This window comes from Corynebacterium sp. HMSC074E01, from assembly GCF_001808885.1.
In the GTDB taxonomy this organism is placed as follows: Bacteria; Actinomycetota; Actinomycetes; order Mycobacteriales; family Mycobacteriaceae; genus Corynebacterium.
Map to the genome: position 1 here is coordinate 17,799 of NZ_KV794822.1, position 21,209 is coordinate 39,007.

Below are 21,209 nucleotides of genomic sequence, written 5' to 3' on the forward strand. Positions count from 1 at the left end.
GGCATTATGACGACGAGTGGACCCTTTGGCCAGCAGCATTCGCATGAGCCCAACCCCTTCCAGCCCCGCCCGGCAACTCCCGGCGCGGGGCAGCAACCTGTTCTCAACACGGGGGACTCCAAGAATTACACTCGGGCCGGACGCCTGAAGACGGCAGCGTCTTTAACGGTGGGCTTCCTAGTCGTTGAGTGGGTTATCCACATCATCAATTTCCTGTTTTTTGGAAGCGAGCTGGGCCAATACGGCATACGACCGCTGGATTTTAATGGCATTTGGGGGATTTTTACCGCTCCGCTTCTCCACGCAAACTTTGAGCATCTCATCGGTAACTCGCTGCCCGGTGCGGTCTTTTGTTTCCTGATCGGTCTCTCCGGCCGCAAGGCATGGTGGGAGGTCACCGTCATCGTGGTGCTCATTGCGGGCATAGGCACGTGGCTATTGGGCGGGCCGGGAACATCGCACATTGGTGCCTCAGGAATGGTGTATGGCTGGTTGGCCTACCTCATCGTGCGGGGAATCTTTAACCGCTCGTTGGGCCAGTTCCTTGTTGGCGTGGGGTTGGGCTTTGCCTATTCCGGCCTCATCTGGGGCGTGTTGCCTATCTATGAGGGGGTCAGCTGGCAGGGACACCTTTTCGGTGCCATCGGTGGCATCGTCGCGGGAATGGTGATCACCTCGGATGACCCAATTAAGAAGGTTAAGCCTGCACCCCAAGGAGTCACGCGCTAATGCCTGATGCAACATCTCCCATCGGGATTTTTGATTCGGGCGTGGGCGGCCTGACTGTCGCGCGTACCATCATCGAGCAGCTTCCCGACGAATCCATTATCTACATCGGCGATACCGCCCATGCGCCCTATGGCCCACGGCCCATTGCCCAAGTGCGTGAGCTTTCCACCGCGATTGCGGATGAGCTCGTGGAGCGCGGCTGCAAAATGTTGGTGATCGCCTGCAACACCGCCACGGCCGCCTTCCTGCACGATGCCCGGGAGCGCTATGACATTCCGGTCGTCGAGGTCATCCGCCCGGCCGTGCGCCGCGCCATCGCCACCACCCGCAACGGCAAGATTGGCGTCATCGGCACGGAGGGCACCATTAATTCAGGCGCGTACCAAGATCTTTTTGCCGTCAACCCGAATGTCGAATGCGAGGCGGTGGCCTGTCCTGATTTCGTGAACTTTGTCGAGCGCGGCATTACCGCTGGGCGCCAAATCCTGGGTGTGGCTGAGGGCTACCTCTCGCCGTTGCAATCGGCGGGCGTCGATACGCTCGTTCTTGGCTGCACGCACTATCCGCTGCTCACCGGTGTCATCCAGCTCGCTATTGGAGACAACGTCACTTTAGTGTCCTCGGCGGAGGAGACTACGAAGGATGTCTTGCGCATCCTCACCACTACGGACATGCTCGCCCCAGCGGGGCAGGTGCCCACCCGCAGTTTCGAGTGCACGGGTGACCACGCGGCATTCGAGCTCTTGGCCACGCGCTTCTTGGGACCCAAGATTTAGTGCTGGTGAAGATGTACAATCGACGCAAATCCCGCATCCCCCGTTGTTTCGTGGAACTATTGAACGCATGAAGCTGACCATCCTAGGCTGTTCCGGCTCGGTGCCCACCGTGGGTAATCCGGCCTCTGGCTATCTCTTGTCTTTTCCCTCTGCTCCGTCCATCATCATGGACTTGGGCCCGGGTACGCTTGCACGCCTGCAGGAACTCCAGGATCCTTGCGATGCCCACGTGGCATTAACTCATCTCCACGCCGATCACTGCTTGGACTTTCCGTCTTTGATGGTGTGGCGTCGCTTCCACCCCACAGCACCCGCGGCGTCCCGTAATTTCTGCCTCGGGCCGTCGACGACTGAGACCCACCTGGGCCGGTTGTCCTCGGATGCCCCGGACGGGGTGGATGACATGAGCGATACATTTGCGTTCAGCCCCTGGGTGGATCGGGAACGCCAGCTTGTCGACGATGTCTACATCACGCCTTTCCGAACCGTGCACCCGGTAGAGACGTATGCCTTGCGCGTCGAGCACTCCAAAACCGGAGCAACCTTGTGCTATTCCGCGGATTCGGCCTATACACCCGCGCTCGTTGAGGCTGCCCAGGGTGTGGATGCTTTCCTTTGTGAGGCTGCATGGGGCGAGACCTCGGAGGATAAAGCCCCAGACATGCATATGTCGGGAGCAGAAGCCGGACGCCTGGCGCGTGAAGCGGGTGTGAAGAAGCTGGTGCTCGTTCACCTCCAGCCGTGGGGCGATGCCGCCGCCACCTACGCAGCAGCTGCTCGCGAGTTCGACGGAGAGATCGTCGTCGGCGCTGCCGGGATGGAGCTCGAGTTCTAATACGCGCGGTAGGGTAGTGGGCATGACTGATTTCACTCGTGCTGATGGTCGCGCGCTCGACCAACTCCGTAGCGTTCGCATTACCCGCAACTTCACCACCAACCCGGCCGGGTCGGTCTTGGTGGAGTTCGGCAACACCCGAGTCATGTGTACGGCTTCCGTGGAATTCGGAGTGCCGCGCTTCAAGAAGGACTCCGGCGAGGGCTGGTTGACCGCTGAGTACGCGATGTTGCCTTCGGCCACCCACGATCGCATGCCTCGCGAGTCGATGAAGGGCAAGGTCAAGGGCCGCACCCACGAGATTTCACGTCTGGTGGGCCGCAGCCTGCGCGCAGCGGTGGACCTGTCTGAGCTGGGGGAGAACACCATCCAGCTGGATTGCGACGTGCTGCAGGCAGACGGCGGTACCCGCACGGCGTCGATCACCGGCGCGTATGTGGCGCTGGCTGATGCGATTGCCTACCTCAAGGAGGAAGGTGTCGTCCCGGGCGAGCCGCTGCTGGATCCCATCGCTGCTGTTTCCGTCGGCATCATCGATGGCCACGTGTGCCTCGATCTGCCCTATGAGGAGGACTCCCGCGCGGAGGTTGATCTCAACGTGGTGATGCAGGAGGGCGGAGACTTCGTCGAGATTCAGGGCACCGGCGAGCACGGTCTGTTCGGCCGCGCGGAGCTCAACGACATGTTGGATGTGGCTCAGGCTGGCTGCGCCCAGCTTATCGACGCTCAAAAGGCGGCCCTCGGATGGTAAAGCTCCTCGTCGCTTCGAATAATGCCAAGAAGCTCAAGGAACTGGAAAAGATTCTCGCCGATGCCGGCATCGCGGGCATCGAGTTGCTCCCCCTGTCCGCGGTGGAGGCTTACCCGGAGCCCGTGGAGGACGGTCGCACCTTTGCCGACAATGCGTTGATCAAGGCGCGCGCCGGGGTGAAGCACACCGGCCTAGCGACGATTGCGGATGATTCCGGCCTCGCGGTGGAAGAACTCAACGGCATGCCGGGCGTGCTTTCGGCCCGCTGGTCGGGCGGACATGGCGACGATGAAGCGAACAACCAGTTGCTGCTGGGGCAGATGTCCCACGTGCCCGCGGAGCGCCGCGCGGCGGCATTCGTGTCGGTCTGCGCCCTGGTGACCCCGGATGGCCAGGAGCATGTGGTGGAGGGCCGTTGGCCCGGCGCCGTGCTCACCGCACCGCAGGGCGAGAATGGCTTTGGCTACGATCCGCTTTTCCAGCCCGAGGGCGAATCCCGCTCCGCCGCGGAGATGTCCCCGGAGGAAAAGAATGCGGTTTCGCACCGCGGCCGCGCACTGGCGCAGCTGCGCGAACCTTTGGCGGCCCTCGCCGGCCAAGCCTAAGCATCCGCCGAGCCATGACGGCTAGCCCCAGCATCCGCGAGCTGGGCTGGTTGAGAGGGACCAAACTAGAAGGACCATCTGCGCATATTCTGCGAAAACCACCTGGGGAAACGCAGAAGCTGACTCGCAGGTGGTCCCTTAACTTTGGTCCCTCCGCACTTGGTTCTACTCACATGGTTCTCCTGCCCTCAAACGAACCTTCTGCGGTGCTTCAGCTGGTTTCTTTGCCCCCAGAGGAACCCGATGAGGGGAACCATATGACTAAAACCATTTGGGCGCAGGGCTGGGGTAAAGAAAAGCCCGCACGGAAAACTCGCGCGGGGTTTGAAATTGTGCGCCCGGTGAGACTTGAACTCACACGTCATAAGACACTAGAACCTAAATCTAGCGCGTCTGCCAATTCCGCCACGGGCGCGGGTTTCGTCGCTGCGGAGCACTCTTGGCTCTGCGCAACGTTCACTAGCCTACAGGGCGGCAGGCCATAGACGGAAATCCACTTTTCTGGGCGTGGTGGGTAGGCTGTTCAGGGTGAGCACCAACCCAGCACCGAAAAAGCGGATGAAGGTTCGATGGTGGCACATCGCCCTCATCGTGCTCTTCGTCGTGCTCTTTTTATTCCTTGCTTATTGGCAGTGGACTCGGTTCCGCTCCGGTTCGGGAACCTTTCAGAACTTGGGATACGCCTTCCAATGGCCGCTGTTCGCGGTTTTTGTTGTTTACGCATATCGCACCGCACTGCGCTACGAGAATGAGCGTATCGATGCCGAGAACGAAGCTCTCGAGCGGGGAGAAGAGCCAGCCCAATATGAGGCTGAGGACGTGCGCGCGGCCAAGGAGCAAGCCGTCACCAAGATCGACGAAGATTTTCTACCGCCCCGTCCACAGGTTGATGTGGAAACCTTCAACGCTATGAACAAGCAGCGCCGCCGTCGCGGCACCGAAGAGGAGAATTTATGAGCAACTCAGTGAACAACGCTGTCCATCCTGACCGTCAAGCGCGTATCCGTGGCCCGCTGAAGTTCTTTTCCATTGCCGCCACGATTACCGGTATTTTTCTTCTGATTCTTGTCGCGCGCATGATCCTGCAGTACGGCGTGGGCATGGAGATGCCGTCGTGGGCCACGCTCATCGCCCAGGCGCACGGCGTGGCCTACATGGTCTACCTCGTGTCCATCTTGGTCCTCGGCCCGCGTGCCATGTGGCCGGTAGGCAAGCTCTTTACCACGGCGCTCGCCGGTGTTGTTCCGTTCCTCTCCTTCTGGATGGAGCACAAGCGCCGCACTGAAGTTGTAGAGCAGTTCCAGCTTTAGGAGTCTTCCACAGGCACCATGATGAGGTTGGCGCCGGAATCGACTACATCCTGAGCTATCTCTGGGGATAGGTCATTTGTTGTGATGAACGTGTCAACTTGGTCAAAGTCGGCCACTCGGTGGGCCGACATGCGGGTGAACTTCTCTGGTGTGGTGACAACGATGATGCGCCTGGCTGCTTGGAAATAAGCCCGCTTAATGGTGGCCTCGGTGAGATTCGGGGACATGAGACCTACCGACGGAGTACACGCGCAGATACCCACGATTGCTAGGTCGAAGCGCATGGACATCACTGTGTCCACAGCTTCTGCTCCGTACACCGCAAGATCATCGCTATTGACGGTTCCGCCGGGAATTATGACGTCGGAGCCGGGTGTTTTGGCTAAGGCCGCGCCCGCGTACAGGGACATTGCTAGGGCCGTGATGTCCATGCCGGCGAGATTTCGGGCGACGGCCGTGGGTGTCGTGCCCGAGTCAATGAGAACACAGGAGCCGGGCTCGACTAGTCGTGTTGCCTCGGCAGCAATAGCGCGTTTTCCAGCGGGGTCCTCTTTTCGGCGAACCTCTAGGGGATAGCGTGCGCCTCGTCGCACAGCGGGGCGAGCGCCGCCGTGAAAGCGCGTGAGGGCCCCAGCTTCTTCTAACTCAGTGAGATCTCGGCGGATGGTAACCGCGGAGGCCCCAGTGAGTTCTTGCAATTGGCTGACCGTTTTGCTCCCCGAGTCAACAGCCCAAATGATTCTGCGTTGGCGTTCTTCCTTGTCCATACCCCTGATTGTATAGAACTGAAACGACCATATACAGTGAGCGTTTCAATCTTTAATCTGTAGCTTGTCAAGGCAAAAAGCCACGTCATGCAGGATTAAGGAAGATGATTGAAATGCGCAAGACCATTACCCTTGGGCTTATGATGAGTAAGCGGCTCGCTGAGAACATTGCCACTTATGCACCGCAAGGAGTTTCTACCCGGTGGATCGGTAGCGAAGTGGAAGCGCGTGCGTGCGACGGCGTGATTGTCGACGCCACAGAATTCGCTGGTGTTCCTCCCGGCCAGGTTGTGCTGGTGCTTGGCGACGTCAACGGAGTCGCCGAAGAACGCCTTCGGAAGTCAGGCTCGGTGGTCATGGATCGTCACCTGCGCACACATATAGACACCCTGTTAATGGCTTTTGCTGCTTTCGCTGAGCAACAGGCTCTCGTCTCGGTGGCTGCGGGCGAAGTGTACTAAAGCTGCGGAGACTAATCTGGAACGTAGCTATCTCTACTACGCACGAAGGGCTAAGACTCATGTCTCCTCGAAAACTCAGCACGACCCTCATCGCCCTCGTGGTGCTGTTGTCCTTGGCTTGCGCTGCGCTTGGTGTTTACGCTGTGCGCCAACCGCACGAGGTTTATAGCGCCCCAGTTCAGTCCACGAACTCTCAGGTGGTCAAAGCGGTCGAGCGCGAGGAGCAGGTTGTGCTCCTGGGCCTGGGTATCCAGGGGCTGGCGGAAAAATCCTCCGCTGGGCAGGTATTTGGTGTGAAGGTTCCGTGGACCGACCGCACCCAGTTTGTGCAGTATTCCTATAAAGCGAAGCTCGGTATCGAAGGCAAGGAAGTTCGCGTCACCGAAACCGGCGAGCATTCCTACACGGTCCACATTCCGGACTTTATCTTCATTGGGCATACCGACGAGGAGTTCAAGACCGCCGTGGAGAACAACGGAGTTCTCAGCTGGACCACGCAGCCACTCGACGCCGCATCCACGGTGTCGGACGTCCTCAGCGCCGATAAGAAGCGCAAGGACATCAACGACAACCGCGAGCTCTTACAAGACCAAGCCCGCAGCTTTTATGAAGGCATCATTCGCGGAGTGGACTCCGAAGCCCAGGTCACCATGGAGTTCAGCTAGATCCCACGTCGAGTGACCTTTTAACGTGGAATGAACCTTTTAACGTCGAGTGTCCTCTTTACGTGGAATGAACTATGTTCATTCCACCTCCGTGAACTTGCGGTCCCAGTAAGCCCGAACCGGGTTGGCGTCCGCGAGGAGGATGTCGAAGCGGTCGTTGGCAATCTCGATGATTTCGCTCAAGACCACGCGCTGTTCCAGCTCATCCGAGTTGGACAAGCGGCGCACGCCCGCATCGATCACGCGGTCGGCCGAGTCATTGGTGTCCAGGTATGCCACAAAGGGCATGTCGAAGCGCTCGCGGTAGGCCGTTGAAACGTCGATAAGCTGCTGCGTTTGCACGTCGTCGAGGTCATCTAGGGCCAGGGAACCGCGGTCGGCGGAGATGGTGGCGGCCGAGTCAGCGTCGACAAGCAGCAGCTCATCCATCGCCGGGTAGTCGTGGATCAGTGCACGGTGCTGCTCACTCGGGGCGGTGAGTACCGCAACTTGGATTGCTTCCCGCAGCTGGCTGACGTCCTGGAAGGGACGTAGCTCCCAGGCGGCCTCAAGCGGCCAGGTTTCGTTGTTGAAGAGCGGGCGCAGGGCGCTGACGAAGCTGTCGCGCTCCATCTCGTTGAGCTCCTTAAGGGAGACGCCGGCGCCGTCGAGGCGGCTGACATCATCACCCGACTGCGCACCGACGTGGAAGAACAGCAAGTTGAGGAGAATCGCCGTAATCGCGCCGATGGACATTCCGGAGGAGACAAAGATCTGCGCCCACTCCGGGAAGGCGGTGGCGACGTCCGGCTTGAAGGTGACCAGCATGGCCAGCCCCAGCGCGGTGGTAACGATGGCGGCGTTGCGGCCGTCGGTGATGTCTTCTTTCGCAATGGTCTGCAGGCCGGCCCAGGCAACGTTGGCGAAGAGTGCGAGGGATGCGCCGCCGAGCACCGGGGAGGGGATAGCCGCCACCACGGCAGCGGCCTTGGGCAGCAGGCCCAGGATGATCATGAAACCGGCTGCCGATACAGCCACCCAGCGGGACTTCACGCCGGTGAGGCGAACCAAGCCGACGTTTTGCGCGAAGCAGGTGTAGGGGAAGGAGTTCATCACGCCGCCCAGGGTGGTGGAGAGGCCATCGGCGCGAATGGCGCGCACCACGTCATCGCGCTTGATGCGCTTCTTCACAATCTCACCGGTAGCGAAGACATCGCCGGTGGTTTCCACCATGGTGATGATCATGACGATGATGAGGGAGAGAATCGCCATGATGTCGAACTTCGGCATACCGAAGTAGAAGGGGGTAGTCATACCGATGGCATCGGCCTCGCGCACGCCGTCAAAGGAGGTATCGCCCAATAGGAAGGCCACGCCGGTGCCAATGACCAAACCGAGCAACACAGACAGCGTGCCCAGGAAGCCGCGGAAGAAGCGCTGCACAACAATGATGATGGCCAGCGTGCCGAAGCCATAGAGCAAGTCACGCGCGGCCGGCACCCCGTCAGCGTAATTAACAAAGTCATTTGCTGAGACCGCCAGCAGCGACGTACCCATGACCAGAAGCACGGTGCCGGTGACAATCGGCGGGAAGTATTTGAGCACGCGTCCAAAGACCGGCGCAGCGAAAAAGGTAAAGATACCGGCAGCAATAATTGCGCCATAAATCGTGGGCAGCGGCTGGTCGCCCGCGCTCATACCAATGGCGATGATGGGGCTGACCGCCGTGGTGGTCACGCCCTGGATGATGGGCAGGCGAACGCCGATGTGCTTGCCGACGCCCACCGCTTGGATCAACGTGGCCAGACCACAGGTCAACAGGTCAGCGTTGATGAGGTGGATCGTGGTGGCCTCATCCAGCCCGAGCGAACCCGCGATAAGCAGCGGGACGATGACCGCGCCAGCGTAGAAAGCGAGAACGTGCTGGAGACCGAGCGCCGCTAACTTGGGCGCTGGCGGGACAACATCAACGGGGTGCGTTGGGGGAGTGGCGGGGCTAGCTGTAGCGGCGGTGTCGGACACGCGGGGAGGCTCCTTGCTAAAAAGCGAGTCGAGGATACTGCGCATAACAATAGAGCGCCGCAAGGACACGCACCAAGAGCTCGCCCCAAAAGGTGTGGGAAAGGCCACGTCAGGGGGTGCTTTACCCCCGCTTCCAACCGTACGGTCGTTACCTATGACTGAGCTGACCTGTGCAGTGCTTAAACCAGCCCGTTTGGTGGTGCTTGGCACATATTTGCAGATATGAGGTTATGCGTCCTTACCCCTACTATGGGCTACAGAGAGGGGTTCGGTGACGAAACGGGTTGACCGAATTACCTGTGAACCGAAGTCACCTAAAGCCCTTCTGCGACTAAGCATTACGCGTCGTGTGAACTATGAAGGGAGTCAATATAGTGACCACCGCAACTGAACAGTCCGTGCAGTTCGAGGCATGGAAGGGCTTCGAGCCCGGCCCGTGGACTGAGAACATTGACGTTCGTGATTTTATCCAGCGCAACTACACCCCTTATGGCGGGGATTCCTCCTTCCTTGCTGGACCCACCGAGAAGACCAAGAATGTGTGGAATCACCTGGAGGAGAACTACCTGTCCATCGAGCGCCAGAAGCGCATCTTCGACGTGGATACCCACACCCCGAGCGATATCGATGCTTTCCCGGCCGGTTACATCTGTGAGGACGACAACGTCATCGTGGGCCTGCAGACGGATTCTCCGCTGAAGCGCGCCATGATGCCCAACGGCGGCTGGCGCATGGTCAAGCAGGCTATCTTCGAGGCCGGCAAGGAAGTTGACCCAGACGTAGAGAAGATCTTCACCCGCTACCGCAAGACCCACAATGACGCGGTCTTCGATATCTACACCCCGCGCATCCGCGCAGCGCGTTCCTCTCACATCATCACCGGCCTGCCGGATGCCTATGGCCGTGGCCGCATCATTGGTGACTACCGCCGCGTGGCACTCTACGGCGTGGATTACCTCATCGCTGAGAAGGAGGCTTCCAAGCACGCAGTCGGTGATATCGGATTCTCCGAGCACTGGGCACGCTACCGCGAGGAGCACGCCGAGCAGATCAAGGCGCTGAAGAAGCTCAAGGTCATGGCTGAGTCCTATGGTTTCGATATCTCGAAGCCCGCGAAGACCGCCCACGAGGCAGTGCAGTGGACCTACTTTGGCTACTTGGCCTCCATTAAGTCCCAGGACGGCGCCGCCATGTCCATCGGCCGCCTCTCCGCATTCTTCGACTGCTACTTCGAGCGCGACCTTGCCGCTGGCACCATCACCGAGGAAGACGCCCAGGAGATCATCGACCAGCTCGTGCTCAAGCTGCGCATCGTGCGCTTCCTGCGCACCGAGGACTATGACCAGATCTTCTCCGGTGACCCGTACTGGGCAACCTGGTCCGATGCCGGCTTTGGCGACGATGGCCGCCACATGGTGACCAAGACTTCCTTCCGTCTGCTGCAGACGCTGATCAACCTGGGCCCGTCCCCGGAGCCGAACATCACCATCTTCTGGGATCCGCAGCTGCCGGCGGGTTACAAGGAATTCTGTGCCCACATCTCGATTGAGACCTCCTCCATCCAATACGAGTCCGATAAGCAGATTCGTGAGCAGTGGGGCGACGACGCCGCAATTGCGTGCTGCGTGTCCCCGATGGCCGTCGGCAAGCAAATGCAGTTCTTCGGTGCCCGCGTCAACGCTGCGAAGGCCCTGCTCTACGCCATCAACGGCGGCCGTGACGAGGTCAGCGGCAAGCAGGTCGTGGACGGCTATGAAGCAATCCAGGGAGACGGCCCGCTCGACTTCGACGAGGTCTGGCAGAAGTACGAGGAGATGCTGGACTGGGTTGTGGGCACCTACGTTGAAGCCCTCAACATCATCCACTACTGCCACGACAAGTACGCCTACGAGTCGATCGAGATGGCGCTGCACGATTCGGACATCGTGCGCTCCATGGGCTGCGGTATCGCCGGCCTGTCCATCGTGGCGGACTCGCTCTCCGCCATCAAGTACGCCAAGGTCTACCCGGTGCGCGATGATTCCGGTCTGATCGTGGACTACAAGACGGAAGGTGACTTCCCCTTCTACGGAAACGATGACGACCGCGCCGATGACATCGCCGCCACCATCGTTCACACCGTGATGGAGAAGATTAAGGCCATCCCGATGTACCGCAACGCTATCCCCACCCAGTCGGTGCTGACCATTACCTCCAACGTTGTCTACGGCAAGGCCACCGGTGCCTTCCCGTCCGGCCACGAGGCGGGCACCCCGTTCGCGCCGGGCGCCAACCCGGAGAACGGCGCGGATAGCCACGGCATGGTTGCCTCCATGCTGTCGGTAGGCAAGCTGGACTACAAGGATGCACTCGACGGCATCTCGCTGACCAACACCATCACCCCGTCCGGATTGGGCCGCACCCCGGAGGAGCGCATCACCAACCTGGTGGGCGTCCTCGACGCCGGCTTCATCATGGATTCCGAATAGACCACATCCACACCACTTCCTAAGGAGAACACAACATGGCAACCAAAACTTTCGACGAGCGCCTCGCTTCCATGAAGGCCAGCCGCACCGCCAACAACATGAACTCGGGCCTCTACCACGCCAACATCAACGTCCTGGACAAGTCCACCCTGGAGGACGCCGTTGAGCACCCGGAGAAGTACCCGAACCTCACGGTCCGCGTTTCCGGCTACGCGGTGAACTTTGTGAAGCTCACCCGCGAGCAGCAGCTCGACGTCATCTCCCGTACCTTCCACCAGGGCTCCTAAATGGCAGATGGCATTACCGGCGTCGTGCACCTCAACCCTGAAGAAGGGGAGAAGGTGCGCGGCGCCGCCGCCGGTTTAGGAACGGATAATGACCTCGAGGGCTACACCCGACCGGAGTTGATGCAGGCCCGCCGCTCTGGCGATGTCGCGCTCGTGCACTCCTGGGAGCTGGTGACGGCCGTGGATGGGCCTGGAACCCGCATGACCATGTTCATGTCGGGTTGCCCGTTGCGCTGCCAGTATTGCCACAACCCCGACACCATGGAAATGAAGGTCGGCACCTTGGAGCGCATCGAGGATGTGGTCAAGCGCATTAAACGCTATAAGCCCGTCTTCAAGGCCTCCGGTGGTGGGCTGACCATTTCGGGCGGTGAGCCACTTTTCCAGATTGCCTTCGCACGGCGCTTGCTCAAGGAAGTCCACGATGCAGGCATCCACACGACGATCGATACCTCGGGCTACTTGGGCGCGCGCCTGCGCGATGAGGACCTGGACAATATCGACCTGGTGCTCTTGGACGTCAAGTCTGGTGACGAGGAGACCTATAAGAAGGTCACCCGCCGCGAGCTGCAGCCGACGATCGATTTTGGGGATCGCCTCAACGCCATGGGCAAGCCGGTCTGGATTCGCTTCGTGGTGGTGCCGGGGCTTACCGACAGCCCCGAGAACGTCGCCAACGTAGCCAAGATCGTCTCCCGCTGGAAGAGCAATATTGAGCGCATTGAGGTGCTGCCCTTCCACAACATGGGCGCGGACAAGTGGCACGAGCTGGGCTACCCGTACACCCTGGAGGACACAAAGCCACCGAAGCCGGAAGACGTGGAGGAGATCCGCGAGGTGTTCCGTAAGGAAGGTTTCGTGGTCTACTAGAAGCATGAAACGCTTCGGCCATACCATCAAGGAACACACCATCACCGTCCCCTGGGACTATGACAATCCAGCCGCGGGGGAGTTCGAGCTCTATGCTCGGGAAATCATCCCGCCGGGCGGTGAGAAGTACCCGGCGCTGCTCTATAACCAGGGCGGGCCGGGTTTCCCGGCGCCGCGGCCGACGGGTGCCACTGGGCTGATCCGCAAGGGCTTGGAGCGCTACCGCTGGATCCTCATGGACCAGCGCGGCACTGGGCGCAGCCACCGCATCGATGAGCTCAGCCCGGCTGAGGATCGCACGGCGCAGCGCTTGGCACAGCTGCGGCAGGAGAATATCGTGCGCGATGCCGAGCACCTGCGCGAGCACCTCGGTGAGGACTCCTGGGATCTCTACGGCCAATCCTTTGGCGGCTTCATCATTACTGCCTATATTTCGATGTTCCCCGATTCCATCGGCCGTGCCTTTCTCACCGGTGGCCTGCCCACCCTGACTAAGGGTGCGGATGATCTCTACCGCACGACCTTTGCCAAGCTCAAGGTGCGTCACGAACGTTTCTATGCCCAGTTCCCGTGGGCTCAAGCACGCATCGAGGAGCTCATCCACCACCTGGACAACTCAGAGGAGCTGCTGCCGACAGGGGAGCGCCTGTCCTCCCGCCGCTTCCGCACTATCGGCATTGAGCTGGGACGCGGCACCGGATTCGATTCTCTGGGCTACCTGCTGGAGGAGCCTTTCCGCACCGTGAACGGCGAGAAGCGCTTGCGTTCGGACTTCCTCAACAACGTCGGTAGCCGCGTGAGCTTCCAGGCCGGTCCGCTCTACGCGGCGATCCATGAGTCCATTTACGGTGGCGTTGGCGGCCAGGCCGTCACCGGCTGGGCGGCGCACCGCATGCGCGAGGAATTCCCCGAGTTCGCCGAGGATGGCACGTGTCTGACCGGCGAGCACATTTTCCCTTGGCAGTTCGACGAGGACCCGGCGCTGCGCCCCTTCAAGCAGGCTGCCGAGGAGCTCGCCGCCCACGAGTGGGCAAGCTCGCCGTACGATGCCGCCAAGCTTGCCGACGCCCCCGTTACCGCCTCCGCCGCCATCTACCTTGACGATATCTTCGTGCCCTTCGAAGACTCCCTGGCCACGGGGGAGACCTACCGCGACCTGCGCCCAGTGGTGACCAACCGCTTCCAGCACAACGGTATTAGCGAAGACGGCGCAGGGATTCTGGGTGAGCTCTTCCGGGTGGCCGACCAGCGTTAAGCGCTTCGACTGGGCTCGGGGAGTAGTCTCCCTCGCCGTGTGGTGGTGGTCACCGTGTGGCACACTGGTTAGGAAAATCTAAATCGAGCAGAAAGGATAAGCCTATGGGCGGTCTCATCGTCATCGGCGTGATTCTCCTACTTATTATTGCCACCGCCTTCGACGGTTTCTATATCGTCCGGACGAAGGAAGCCGCCATCATTGAGCGGATGGGTAAGTTCGTGAACGTTGCTCACGCGGGCTTGCACTTCAAGGTGCCTTATGTCGACCGCGTGCGCGCCAAGATCAGCCTGCAGATCCGTCAGCTCGATGTCATGGTGGAAACCAAGACCAAGGACAACGTCTTCGTTCAGATCCCCGTTGCCGTGCAGTACGAGGTAGTTCAAGGCAGCGAGCGCCAGGCCTTCTACACCCTGTCCAACCACGAGCAGCAGATCGTGGCTTACGTTCAGGACAACGTCCGCTCCTCCGTGGCAAACATGAACCTGGATGATTCCTTCTCATCCAAGGACACCATCGCCCGCAACGTGGCGATGTCCCTGCGCGATAACATGGCCGCCTATGGCTGGAACTTCGTCAACACCCTGGTCACCGATATTCGCCCGGATGCCCGCGTGCGCGAGTCCATGAACTCCATTAACGCCGCACAGCGTGAGCGCGAGGCAGCCGTCGCCCAGGCAGAGGCCGAGAAGATCCGCGTGGTCAAGGAAGCCGAAGGTGCGGCCGAGGCCAAGAAGCTGCAGGGCCGCGGTGTGGCTGACCAGCGTAAGGAGATCGTCGAAGGTATTGCTCAGCAGTATGAGCTGCTGCGTGCTGCCGGCGTGCAGGAGAACCCCGAGACCCTCATGCTGGTGTCCCAGTACCTCGACGCCATGGTGGATGTGGCCGACCGCGCTCACACCAACGTGCTCTACATGCCGTCCAACCCGGGCGGCATGCAGGATCTCTTCGGCGGTATGCGCGATACGTTGCTGTCCACTAACGCTATTAATGAAGCCCCGAAGCCGAAGGTGCCGGCCGGCGAAGCAAAGCACAGCCGCGAGGACACCGCCGCTGAGCGCCGCCGCCGTGAGGAGCAGGAGCGCCGCGAGCGCGATGAGCGTGCCCGCCGCGAAGCTGAAGCGATGGAACAGGCACAGCGCGCACAGCAGCAGGCACAAGAACAGGTGCAGAACGCTCAGCAGGGCCAGGGCTTTGGTCAGATTTCGGGCTTCCCAGCCCCGCCGCAGGGCAACAACCAGCCGCAGAGCGCGCGTGACTACTTTGATCAGTTGCGCAACCAGCTCAACAAGGACAACTAAACACAGTTAAAACACCCGAAGAGGGCCTTCCCGCAGTTTGGGAAGGCCCTCTTGTCGTTGCCCTACACAGCGGACGTGATAGCTAGGCACCGCGCATCATGTGGTGCAGCGCCGAGCACGCTACCTACTTGACGTAGCCGATGTTCTCCACCTCAATGACGGCGAAGGAGTTGGCACCGAAGTTTGCGATATCGGGGTGGGTCGCAACCATGGTCGGGCCGTTGAAGATAGGAATGATGCCGTACTGGGCAAGGGCTTCTTTCTCCAGCTCATTGGATCTTTTGATCTGCTCGTCTGGGTCAGCGATCTGGGATAGCTCGTCGATCTTCTTGTCCAGTTCTGGCGTACCCGTACCGGAGCGGTTGAGCTGGGAGCCGGAGCGATAGGTCTGGCCGAAGTAAGCGACACCGAAGGGATCACCGGATGAGAAACCCATAGGCAGAATATCGAAGTCGTACTTGGAGGTGATCTCAGAGAAGTCAGAGACTGGGCGTTCCTCCACCTTCAGGTCCACGCCGATATCCTTCATCATCTTTTGGGTGGCGGTCGCCATGGCCTTGCTGATGGAAGAATCTCCCAGCAGCGTGTAGCGCATGGACAGCTTCTTGCCGTCCTTCTCGCGGATGCCGTCGCCGCCTTCCTTCCAGCCGGCCTCATCGAGGAGCGACTTGGCCTTCTCTGGATCGAAAGAAATGACTGCGCCGACGTTGTCCTCGTAGCCCTTCTGGGTTTGGTAGAGGTTGAAGGAGCCTGGCAGGTCCTCGGTGTAGCCGTTGAGTCCGTTGAAGCGGATACCGGAGAGCGTGGCGCGGTCGATACCGGTCATGATGGCTTCGCGCACCTTGATGTCAGAGAGGATCTCGTTCTTGGAGTTGAGCGTGTACAGGTTCTTGCCTGGGGTCATGGCGGTGCGAATTTCAACGTCGGGCATGTCCTTGACGGCTGCCAGGCGTTCCTTGTTGGCCACGCCGGTGGCGTCGATTTCGCCGGCCTTGAAGGCGTTAATGGAAGCCTGGTCTTCCATCTGGCGGTAAGTCACCTTGTCCAGGAAAGGCTTATCACCCCACCACTTCTCGTTCGGGACGAAGGTAGCGCTGCCGTTCTTGAAGTCGACGCTTTCGACCTTGTACGGGCCCGCACCCCACTCCGGGTGGACCTTGCCCAGGTAGGCCTCGTTGAACTTCTCCGCGGAGTCAACCTGTGGCGGGAGCAGGACGTTGAACAGACCCTGCCACCACGGATAGGCCTGTTTAAAGGTGATGACGGCCTGCTTGTCGTTCTCACCTGGCTTGACGGACTCGATGAGCTCGTAGCCGTCGGTGGCGCTAACGTTGACGTCCTTGTTCTCACCGTTGTTGAACTTCCACGTGTTCTCAAAGGATTTCCAGTCAATCGGAGTACCGTCGTTGTACTGCGCCTTCTCGTGGATGGTGAAGGTGACGACAGTCTTTCCGTCCTTTTCTTCGTCTTTGACGTCGGTGATGTAGTCATTGTTGACGTGGAACTCACCCGCGCCATCGAAGAGGCCAATTTGCGGGTTGTAGTACTTCCACAGGCTCAGGGTGTATGAGGTGGCGTCGGCCTGGAAGGTGTTCTGCTGCTGGGAGATCTCGTCGATAGCCAAGCGCAGCTCGCCACCCTCCTTGAGCTCGGAGCGGTCCTTGGGGTTGTAGGAGCCGTCCAGCTTGACGTCGAGCTTCTCGCCGGAGGCGGAATTCCCTGATCCATCGGAGCCGGAGCCGCCATCGGAGGCGCAGCCGGTGAGGATGAGGGCAGAGGCGGTGACCACTGCGAGGGCGGTCCTGCGGAGCTTCATATTCATATGTGTGTCCTTTCGAGAGGAAACATGGAGACAAAGGTGAGTATTTAGTTATAAGTCTTGCTAAGCCGGGGTTTCGGCGGGCTGGTAAATCTCGCGCACCCGGTCACGCTCCACGGCTGGATCCGGCACCGGGATGGCGGAGAGCAGCGCGCGGGTATAGGCGTGTTGCGGGTTGTCAAAGACCTCGTCCGTGGGGCCGTATTCCACGAAGTCGCCCTTGTACATCACGGCGACCTTGTCGGAAAGGTGGCGCACAACGGACAGGTCGTGGGCCACGAACACCAAGGAGATGCCCAGGCGGTTCTTCAGGTCGTGCAGCAGGTTGATGATGCCGGCCTGGATGGAGACGTCGAGGGCGGAGACGGGCTCATCGAGCACCACGATGGAGGGGTTGGTGGCCAGAGCACGGGCCAGGCCGATGCGCTGGCGCTGTCCGCCGGAGAAGTGTCCGGGGAAGCGATCCACCTGGTGGGATTCCAGACCGACGAGCTGCATCAGCTCAGCCACGCGCTGGCCGACGTCCCCCTCGTACCCCAGCGACTCCAGCGGCTCAGCGATGATCTCGCGGATGGTCATACGTGGGTTGAGCGAGCTCATCGGGTCCTGGAAGACGATTTGGATGTCCTTGCGCAGCTTTCGGCGTGCGGACGCGCTCAAGCCGGAGGTGTTGGTGCCGTTGACAACGATGGTGGAACCCTCGGGCGGGTTCAGGTCCATGATTTCCAGCAGGGTGGTGGTCTTGCCGGAGCCGGACTCGCCCACGATGGCGAAGCACTCGCCTTGGTGCACGTCGAAGCTGACGTTTTTGACCGCGTGTACTGTGCCGACGCGGCGCTTGAGAATCGCTCCCTTGATGAGCGGGAAGTCCTTGACCAGGTTCTTGACCTCCAGGGTGACCGGCCGCTGCTCGTAGGGAGTATCGCCCAGGGTATCGGCGGAAATCTTCGGCAACGGGTACATGCGCTCGCCACCGATGGTGCCGTCCTTGATCTCGTCGGAGCGCAGGCAGGAGGCGAAGTGTCCGGGGACGTCGTCAAGCGCGCGCAGCTCCGGTTCCAAGGTTCGGCACTCATCCTTCACCACCGGGCAGCGGTCCGCGAAGGGGCATTCGGCGGCGACGTCGATAAGCTGTGGCGGGGTACCCACGATGGGGGTCAGTGGTTCGTCGGTGGCCTTGTCCACGCGCGGCGTCGACCCGAGAAGACCCACGGTATAGGGCATCTTGGGGTTGTTGAAGATGGTGTCGACATCACCGAGCTCCACCGGGCGCCCGGCGTACATGACCAGGACGTCGTCGGCGGTGCCGGCGACCACACCCATGTCGTGGGTAATCATGATGACTGCGGCGCCCGTTTCGCGCTGGGCTACCTTGAGGACCTCCAGGATTTGGGCCTGGATGGTGACGTCGAGCGCGGTGGTGGGCTCGTCGGCGATGATGACGCGCGGGTTGTTGGCCATGGCGATGGCGATGACCACGCGCTGGCGCATACCGCCGGAGAATTCGTGCGGGAATGACTTCACGCGCTTGTCCGCTTCCGGAATGCCGACGAGCTCGAGCAGGCGTACTGCTTCCTTCTCTGCCTCCTTTTTGGAGACATCGCGGTGGGTTTGGATGGCCTCGATGAGCTGGTCGCCGATGGAGAACACCGGGGTCAGGGAGGAGAGAGGATCCTGGAAGATCATGGCGATATCCTTGCCGCGGATCTTCGACATCTCCTTATCCGATTTGCCAATGAGCTCGGTGCCGGCATAGACCACGGAGCCTTCTACCTTGGCGTAGTCCGGCAGCAGGCCCATGACGGCCAAAGATGTCACGGACTTACCGGAGCCGGACTCGCCCACAATCGCCAGGGTGCGCCCCGGCATGAGGTCGAAGTCGACGCCACGCACCGCGTGGACGGAGCCGGCCTCCGAGGGGAAGGTGACGGTGAGGTTGCGCACGGACAGCACCGGCTCGGTGGATGCAGTGGGGTCGGTGGCGCGGCTGGCCGGGTCGGCGTTGGCGGTGTGTGCAGTATTCTGCGGGGTCATGCTCGGCCTCCGGAGTTCGAGTTGGGGTCAATGGCATCGCGCAGGCCGTCGGCGATGAACGCCATGGAGACGGTCAGCAGCGTGAGGATGCCTGCGGGGAAGTAGAAGAGCCAGGGCGAGGCCTCGACGGCGTTGGCGCCGCCGGCCAGGAGGGTGCCCAGGGAGACGTCGGGAAGCTTCACGCCCAAGCCCAGGAAGGACAGCGCGGTCTCCGACATGATGGTGGACACCACGCCCAGAGCAGCTTGGATGATGAGCAGCGAGCCGATGTTGGGCACCACGTGGCGGAAGATGGTGCGCAGGCGCGAGACTCCCATGTAGTCTGCGGCGCGGACGTAGTCGTTCTCGCGCACACTCAGCGCCATGGCCCAGATGACGCGCGCCGGGTACATCCAGCCGAAGACGATGAGCACCACGATAAGCAGCTTCCAGTCACCGCCGGAATCAGAAACCACCAGGGCGATGAGCAGGAAGGTCGGGATAGCCAGCAGGAAGTGAATGACTGCCAGGATGAGCTTTTCCACCGCACCGCCGTACATGGCCGCGGCCGCGCCGATGAAGGCGGAGATCAGGGTAGAAGCCAGCGAGACGATGAGCGCAATGATCAGTGAGCGGCCCAAGCCGTGGACGGTCTGCGCAAAGAGATCGTTTCCGGAGTCCGTGGTTCCGAACCAGTGCTCCGGGGAAGGCCCGGTGGACAGGTTGAAGAAGTCCGGCTCGTCGAAGGACCACGGGGTGAGGTAGCTGCCGAAGATGGAGAGCAGCGCGAGTAGCACGAAGATGACGAGTCCGACGGCAGCTGCCTTGTTGCGGAAGAAGCGGCGAACGTACAGCTTGAGCTTGGAGGTGCCGCGGAAATCGCTGCTGGAGAATTGCTTGCGCTGTGCGTCATCGACGTCGACGCCGGAGCCGAGTGCGGATTGTGCGCTGGGTTCGGTCTGCGGTGAAAAGTCCGCAGTGGCGGCATGCGGGCGCACGCCGAGGTTGTCCGCGGCGGTGTCGATGGCGAGGTCGTTGCGGCGGTGGCGCTCGGTGTGGCGGGCTTCTGAGCGTGGCGACGTGGATTTCTTTTCTGGAGACATTTAGCTCACCCTTACTCGCGGATCGAGGGCGACGACGACGAGGTCAGCCAGGATTGCGGAGAAGGCAATCATGACGGCACCGAAGGCGGCGACGGCGGTGGTGCCGTTGACGTCGTTGCGGCTGATGGTTTCGATGAAGTACTGGCCCATTCCCTTCCACGCGAAGATGGTTTCCGTCATGATGGCGCCGGTAAAGATTCCGGGAACGGAGAAGGCCACGGAGGTTGCCACCGGGATGATGGAGGTGCGCAGGGCGTGCTTGCGAATAGCCTGTGCACGGGTCAGGCCCTTGGCGCGGGCGGTGCGCACATAATCGGCGTTCAGGTTATCCAGCAGCAAGGTGCGCTGCATCATGTGGTAGCCGGCGTAGCTGATGATGATGAGCGAGATGGACGGCAAGATGAGGTGCTGCGCCATATCCAGCAGCTTGGGGAAGAAGCCTTCGACGCCGAGGCTGGAGGCACCCGTTACGTAGACCACGCGGTGGCCGGTGACGCGGTTGATCCACAGACCACCGGCGACGACCAAGATGGAGGCCACGACGACGTGCGTGTTCATCGTGATGATGGAGACTCCCTGCCAGAAGCGGTCCGCTGCCCTGTACTGGCGGGAGGCGGTGTAGACGCCGAGGGCGACACCGATGATGACGGAGAGAATCGTGGCCACGAGCAGCAGCTGTGCCGAGACGAGCGCGCGGTGCGCGATTTGTGCGCTGACCGGATCTCCAAGAGGGGAGGTACCCCAGTCCCAGTGGAAGATGATGTTGGACAGCCATCCCCACCAGCGCTCAATAAGCGGGGTCTCAGGGTTGAGACCAAGTGGAGTGAGAATTCGGCCGATTTCTTCCGGCTCGAGCGGTGGGTTGCGGCCGACATAATTTGATCGGGGATCAAGGAAGGTTGCGGCCAGGAGGTACGCGATATTAGTCGCGAGGAAGATGACTACCAGCCAGCTGGCGGTCTTCTTGATGATGTACTTGAACATCACTATTCCTTCGCAGGGGTCGTCTCGGCAGGATTGGGAGTGATGGCGGCCAGCGAGAACTCACGGCGTCCATGTGACCTAGACCTCAGGCTAGGCGCTGTGTCACATATTAAAAGAATTGTGAGGTGGGAGGGAAAGATTTATCGTTTTAGATTCCTGAGGGGGTGACCCTTATGTGAGTTCAGGTTGCATCAATTACATATTAATAG

At 60.7% G+C, this 21,209-nt stretch carries 20 protein-coding genes and 1 tRNA gene; 14 read left to right on the plus strand and 7 right to left on the minus strand.

Annotated features, from left to right (window positions below; genetic code table 11):
* Positions 1-6 precede the first annotated feature (6 nt).
* The 5 genes from HMPREF2537_RS02580 (at position 7) to rdgB (ending at position 3,696) form a co-directional block, all read left to right on the plus strand.
* A complete protein-coding gene (locus HMPREF2537_RS02580; protein ID WP_246820205.1) occupies positions 7-729 on the plus strand; it encodes a rhomboid family intramembrane serine protease in 723 nt (240 codons plus the stop codon).
* Positions 729-1,505 carry a glutamate racemase gene (murI, locus tag HMPREF2537_RS02585; RefSeq protein ID WP_070525294.1) on the plus strand — a complete coding sequence of 259 codons (777 nt, stop codon included), beginning with the start codon at positions 729-731 and terminating at the stop codon, positions 1,503-1,505. Before HMPREF2537_RS02580 ends, murI begins: the two co-directional genes overlap by 1 nt.
* A gap of 67 nt (positions 1,506-1,572) precedes the next feature.
* Positions 1,573-2,340, plus strand: coding sequence for an MBL fold metallo-hydrolase (locus HMPREF2537_RS02590; protein WP_070525297.1), 768 nt, complete (start codon positions 1,573-1,575; stop codon positions 2,338-2,340).
* 22 nt (positions 2,341-2,362) lie between these two features.
* Positions 2,363-3,091, plus strand: coding sequence for a ribonuclease PH (gene rph / locus HMPREF2537_RS02595; RefSeq protein ID WP_070525301.1), 729 nt, complete (start codon positions 2,363-2,365; stop codon positions 3,089-3,091).
* Positions 3,085-3,696 (plus strand): RdgB/HAM1 family non-canonical purine NTP pyrophosphatase, encoded by a 612-nt coding sequence (gene rdgB, locus HMPREF2537_RS02600; RefSeq protein WP_070525303.1) that lies wholly within the window; start codon positions 3,085-3,087, stop codon positions 3,694-3,696. The genes rph and rdgB overlap by 7 nt, the downstream gene beginning before the upstream one ends.
* 333 nt (positions 3,697-4,029) lie before the next feature.
* Here rdgB and HMPREF2537_RS02605 read toward each other — a convergent pair.
* Positions 4,030-4,111 (minus strand) — tRNA-Leu (locus HMPREF2537_RS02605).
* A gap of 143 nt (positions 4,112-4,254) precedes the next feature.
* On the opposite strand from HMPREF2537_RS02605, the gene HMPREF2537_RS02610 reads away from it, so the two are divergent.
* Both HMPREF2537_RS02610 and HMPREF2537_RS02615 read left to right on the plus strand, forming a co-directional pair.
* Entirely contained in the window at positions 4,255-4,653 is a 399-nt protein-coding gene (locus HMPREF2537_RS02610) for a hypothetical protein (protein ID WP_010191248.1), read from the plus strand.
* The gene (locus HMPREF2537_RS02615; RefSeq protein ID WP_010191247.1) at positions 4,650-5,006 is read left to right on the plus strand and encodes a DUF3817 domain-containing protein; all 357 of its coding nucleotides are present in this window, start codon (positions 4,650-4,652) and stop codon (positions 5,004-5,006) included. The genes HMPREF2537_RS02610 and HMPREF2537_RS02615 overlap by 4 nt, the downstream gene beginning before the upstream one ends.
* Here HMPREF2537_RS02615 and HMPREF2537_RS02620 read toward each other — a convergent pair.
* Positions 5,003-5,773 (minus strand): DeoR/GlpR family DNA-binding transcription regulator, encoded by a 771-nt coding sequence (locus tag HMPREF2537_RS02620; RefSeq protein WP_070525305.1) that lies wholly within the window; start codon positions 5,771-5,773, stop codon positions 5,003-5,005. The genes HMPREF2537_RS02615 and HMPREF2537_RS02620 overlap by 4 nt on opposite strands.
* A 104-nt stretch (positions 5,774-5,877) precedes the next feature.
* Here HMPREF2537_RS02620 and HMPREF2537_RS02625 point away from each other — a divergent pair, with 104 nt between their 5' ends.
* Positions 5,878-6,234: a hypothetical protein gene (locus HMPREF2537_RS02625; RefSeq protein WP_070525307.1), complete on the plus strand. Its 357-nt coding sequence runs from the start codon at positions 5,878-5,880 to the stop codon at positions 6,232-6,234.
* Between the two features lie 59 nt (positions 6,235-6,293).
* Positions 6,294-6,899: a hypothetical protein gene (locus HMPREF2537_RS02630; RefSeq protein ID WP_070525308.1), complete on the plus strand. Its 606-nt coding sequence runs from the start codon at positions 6,294-6,296 to the stop codon at positions 6,897-6,899.
* 78 nt (positions 6,900-6,977) lie between these two features.
* Here HMPREF2537_RS02630 and HMPREF2537_RS02635 read toward each other — a convergent pair whose 3' ends face one another.
* Positions 6,978-8,945: a solute carrier family 23 protein gene (locus tag HMPREF2537_RS02635; protein ID WP_371591515.1), complete on the minus strand. Its 1,968-nt coding sequence runs from the start codon at positions 8,943-8,945 to the stop codon at positions 6,978-6,980.
* 311 nt (positions 8,946-9,256) lie between these two features.
* On the opposite strand from HMPREF2537_RS02635, the gene HMPREF2537_RS02640 reads away from it, so the two are divergent.
* The 5 genes from HMPREF2537_RS02640 to HMPREF2537_RS02660 all read left to right on the plus strand — a co-directional run bounded on the left by HMPREF2537_RS02640 (position 9,257) and on the right by HMPREF2537_RS02660 (position 15,081).
* Entirely contained in the window at positions 9,257-11,368 is a 2,112-nt protein-coding gene (locus HMPREF2537_RS02640; protein WP_256375160.1) for a pyruvate formate lyase family protein, read from the plus strand.
* 35 nt (positions 11,369-11,403) lie between these two features.
* Positions 11,404-11,655: an autonomous glycyl radical cofactor GrcA2 gene (grcA2, locus tag HMPREF2537_RS13110; RefSeq protein ID WP_070525314.1), complete on the plus strand. Its 252-nt coding sequence runs from the start codon at positions 11,404-11,406 to the stop codon at positions 11,653-11,655.
* Positions 11,656-12,525 (plus strand): pyruvate formate-lyase-activating protein, encoded by an 870-nt coding sequence (gene pflA, locus HMPREF2537_RS02650; protein ID WP_070525316.1) that lies wholly within the window; start codon positions 11,656-11,658, stop codon positions 12,523-12,525. It begins immediately after the preceding gene.
* Positions 12,526-12,529: 4 nt separating this feature from the next.
* Entirely contained in the window at positions 12,530-13,780 is a 1,251-nt protein-coding gene (locus tag HMPREF2537_RS02655) for an alpha/beta fold hydrolase (protein WP_070525318.1), read from the plus strand.
* Positions 13,781-13,884: 104 nt separating this feature from the next.
* Positions 13,885-15,081: an SPFH domain-containing protein gene (locus tag HMPREF2537_RS02660; protein ID WP_070525320.1), complete on the plus strand. Its 1,197-nt coding sequence runs from the start codon at positions 13,885-13,887 to the stop codon at positions 15,079-15,081.
* 124 nt (positions 15,082-15,205) lie between these two features.
* Here the strand turns inward: HMPREF2537_RS02660 and HMPREF2537_RS02665 are convergent, their stop codons facing one another.
* From HMPREF2537_RS02665 to HMPREF2537_RS02680, 4 genes are read right to left on the minus strand one after another with little or no spacing between them, the layout of a single operon-like run.
* Positions 15,206-16,903: an ABC transporter family substrate-binding protein gene (locus HMPREF2537_RS02665; protein WP_070525322.1), complete on the minus strand. Its 1,698-nt coding sequence runs from the start codon at positions 16,901-16,903 to the stop codon at positions 15,206-15,208.
* A 60-nt stretch (positions 16,904-16,963) separates the two neighbouring features.
* Entirely contained in the window at positions 16,964-18,934 is a 1,971-nt protein-coding gene (locus HMPREF2537_RS02670; RefSeq protein WP_070525325.1) for an ABC transporter ATP-binding protein, read from the minus strand.
* Positions 18,931-20,016, minus strand: a complete 1,086-nt coding sequence (locus tag HMPREF2537_RS02675) for an ABC transporter permease (RefSeq protein ID WP_070525326.1) — start codon at positions 20,014-20,016, stop codon at positions 18,931-18,933. Before HMPREF2537_RS02675 ends, HMPREF2537_RS02670 begins: the two co-directional genes overlap by 4 nt.
* Positions 20,017-21,000, minus strand: a complete 984-nt coding sequence (locus HMPREF2537_RS02680) for an ABC transporter permease (protein ID WP_070525329.1) — start codon at positions 20,998-21,000, stop codon at positions 20,017-20,019.
* Positions 21,001-21,209 lie beyond the last annotated feature (209 nt).

What these genes read in the sequence shown, in the direction of transcription:
- HMPREF2537_RS02665 (WP_070525322.1), bottom strand. Translation starts at nt 16,903, where the DNA reads ATGAATATGAAGCTCCGCAGGACCGCCCTCGCAGTGGTCACCGCCTCT.
- grcA2 (WP_070525314.1), top strand. Translation starts at nt 11,404, where the DNA reads ATGGCAACCAAAACTTTCGACGAGCGCCTCGCTTCCATGAAGGCCAGC.
- HMPREF2537_RS02670 (WP_070525325.1), bottom strand. Translation starts at nt 18,934, where the DNA reads ATGACCCCGCAGAATACTGCACACACCGCCAACGCCGACCCGGCCAGC.
- HMPREF2537_RS02590 (WP_070525297.1), top strand. Translation starts at nt 1,573, where the DNA reads ATGAAGCTGACCATCCTAGGCTGTTCCGGCTCGGTGCCCACCGTGGGT.
- pflA (WP_070525316.1), top strand. Translation starts at nt 11,656, where the DNA reads ATGGCAGATGGCATTACCGGCGTCGTGCACCTCAACCCTGAAGAAGGG.
- HMPREF2537_RS02675 (WP_070525326.1), bottom strand. Translation starts at nt 20,016, where the DNA reads ATGTCTCCAGAAAAGAAATCCACGTCGCCACGCTCAGAAGCCCGCCAC.
- HMPREF2537_RS02660 (WP_070525320.1), top strand. Translation starts at nt 13,885, where the DNA reads ATGGGCGGTCTCATCGTCATCGGCGTGATTCTCCTACTTATTATTGCC.
- HMPREF2537_RS02625 (WP_070525307.1), top strand. Translation starts at nt 5,878, where the DNA reads ATGATTGAAATGCGCAAGACCATTACCCTTGGGCTTATGATGAGTAAG.
- murI (WP_070525294.1), top strand. Translation starts at nt 729, where the DNA reads ATGCCTGATGCAACATCTCCCATCGGGATTTTTGATTCGGGCGTGGGC.
- HMPREF2537_RS02610 (WP_010191248.1), top strand. Translation starts at nt 4,255, where the DNA reads ATGAAGGTTCGATGGTGGCACATCGCCCTCATCGTGCTCTTCGTCGTG.
- HMPREF2537_RS02580 (WP_246820205.1), top strand. Translation starts at nt 7, where the DNA reads ATGACGACGAGTGGACCCTTTGGCCAGCAGCATTCGCATGAGCCCAAC.
- HMPREF2537_RS02630 (WP_070525308.1), top strand. Translation starts at nt 6,294, where the DNA reads ATGTCTCCTCGAAAACTCAGCACGACCCTCATCGCCCTCGTGGTGCTG.
- HMPREF2537_RS02615 (WP_010191247.1), top strand. Translation starts at nt 4,650, where the DNA reads ATGAGCAACTCAGTGAACAACGCTGTCCATCCTGACCGTCAAGCGCGT.
- HMPREF2537_RS02655 (WP_070525318.1), top strand. Translation starts at nt 12,530, where the DNA reads ATGAAACGCTTCGGCCATACCATCAAGGAACACACCATCACCGTCCCC.
- HMPREF2537_RS02635 (WP_371591515.1), bottom strand. Translation starts at nt 8,945, where the DNA reads ATGCGCAGTATCCTCGACTCGCTTTTTAGCAAGGAGCCTCCCCGCGTG.
- HMPREF2537_RS02640 (WP_256375160.1), top strand. Translation starts at nt 9,257, where the DNA reads ATGAAGGGAGTCAATATAGTGACCACCGCAACTGAACAGTCCGTGCAG.
- rdgB (WP_070525303.1), top strand. Translation starts at nt 3,085, where the DNA reads ATGGTAAAGCTCCTCGTCGCTTCGAATAATGCCAAGAAGCTCAAGGAA.
- HMPREF2537_RS02620 (WP_070525305.1), bottom strand. Translation starts at nt 5,773, where the DNA reads ATGGACAAGGAAGAACGCCAACGCAGAATCATTTGGGCTGTTGACTCG.
- rph (WP_070525301.1), top strand. Translation starts at nt 2,363, where the DNA reads ATGACTGATTTCACTCGTGCTGATGGTCGCGCGCTCGACCAACTCCGT.
- HMPREF2537_RS02680 (WP_070525329.1), bottom strand. Translation starts at nt 21,000, where the DNA reads ATGTTCAAGTACATCATCAAGAAGACCGCCAGCTGGCTGGTAGTCATC.